The sequence below is a fragment of the Streptomyces sp. NPDC007162 genome (assembly GCF_040634175.1).
Taxonomy (GTDB): Bacteria; Actinomycetota; Actinomycetes; order Streptomycetales; family Streptomycetaceae; genus Streptomyces.
Map to the genome: position 1 here is coordinate 1 of NZ_JBEYFC010000970.1, position 1575 is coordinate 1575.

Here is a 1575-nt window from a genome sequence, read left to right on the forward strand (position 1 = left end):
GGTTCAAGCCGGGCCCACTGGCCATTCGTCAGATCCCCACGCCCCACAAGACCTGATCATCAACGAACAAGATCAACTTTCGCAACAGACCCTAGCCCAAGAGGTGCGACAGCGGCTCGTCGCCCTTCGCCTGCGTCGAGTTCTCGGTGCACTGCTGGTTCTGCGGCGCCGACAGGACCGGCACGTCCTGGAGCACGGAAACCGGCACGACGCCGACGATGGAAGCGGCGTCGACCTTGACCGGCACGCCGGCACAGAGCTGGTTCAGCGAGCCCTGGACCAGGGCCGACTGGGGGCTCATGGCCCCATCGGTCCTCGCGTTGCCGAACACCGTCTCGGCGCCGTTGCCGCTGAGACTCGTCGTGCCGCTGTCGTTGTCGGAGGCCATCGCCTGAGGAGCGATCCCGAGTAGGCCGACTGCGAGCACTGCTGTGACGATCATTTTTTTCATGGTCCGTTCTTGCCCGGTCAAGAGAGTCACTGCCTCCCAAATCCCTCGACATCACCCGATCGATGGGACGATGCTGGAGACCGCGCCCGACCCGGGAGTCGACGTCTCCTTCTCCCCGTCGTCCCTGTCACTGAAGCCCGGCGCCTCACGGACCGTGACTCTGGAACTCTCCGACAGACGCTCCACCGAGGACAGGACCGTCGGCTGGCGGCTCGACGTGCCCGCCGGCGTCACCGCGTCTCCCGCCGAAGGGACCGTGACCGTCCCGGCCGGGGGCGGGCTAAGGCTCCGGGCACTTCCGTGCCCTGACCGCCGACTTCAGCGGCGCGTCGGTGAGTTCGATCGATCTCGCCACCGGGACGACGACGGACATCGCGGTCGGGAAGAACCCCGGCGAGGTCGTGGTGAGCGCCGACGGGCGGACCGCGTACGCGGCCGACCAGGGCTCCGACACGGTCAGCGTGATCGACGTCGCGAAGGGCGCGGTCGCGCCACGGTCGCGGTGGGCAAGGTCGCCGCAGGCCTCGCACTCACTCCGGACGGCAAGACGCTGTGGGGGGCCGACTACACCGACGGCGCGGTACAGCCGATCGACACGGGCACCCTGAGGACGGGCGTGCCGATCCCGGCGGGCTCCGGCCCGGAGAACATGGCGGTCACCCCCGACGGCCGGACTCTCTACGCGGCGAACATCCACGACAACACCGTCACCCCCGTCGACCTGACGACCCGGAAGGCGGGCGCGGCGATACCCGTGGGCCCGAGCCCCTTCAACGTGGTCGCCGCACCGGACGGCAGAACGGTGTACGTCTCCGACTCCGGCGGTTCGACGGTCACCCCGATCGGCACCGCGACCAACGGCACCGAACCGACCCTCCTGGTCTCGGGCCAGGCCTACGGTCTCGCCCTCTCGCCGGACGGCCGCACCCTGTGGGTCAGCCCGAGCATCGGTGACCAGGTCACTCCGGTGGACACGGTGACCGGCGCCCCCGGCACCCGGATCACGGTGGGTGCATCGGCCTTCGACGTGGCCCTGGCCTGGACCGGCAGCACGGCCTATGTCACCACGGCAGACGGAAACGGACCGGTGCCGGTCGACGCGGCGACCGGCACCGCGGGTCACC

At 69.6% G+C, this 1575-nt stretch carries 2 protein-coding genes and 1 pseudogene; 1 reads left to right on the forward strand and 2 read right to left on the reverse strand.

Annotation, left to right across the window (positions count from 1 at the left end; translation table 11 throughout):
- Positions 1–91: 91 nt before the first annotated feature.
- Entirely contained in the window at positions 92–451 is a 360-nt protein-coding gene (locus ABZ646_RS46350) for a rodlin (RefSeq protein ID WP_360533751.1), read from the reverse strand.
- A gap of 280 nt (positions 452–731) precedes the next feature.
- Positions 732–905 (reverse strand): hypothetical protein, encoded by a 174-nt coding sequence (locus tag ABZ646_RS46355; RefSeq protein WP_360533748.1) that lies wholly within the window; start codon positions 903–905, stop codon positions 732–734.
- 48 nt (positions 906–953) lie between these two features.
- Here ABZ646_RS46355 and ABZ646_RS46360 point away from each other — a divergent pair.
- Positions 954–1575, forward strand: a pseudogene (locus tag ABZ646_RS46360) (beta-N-acetylhexosaminidase); the annotation flags it as partial.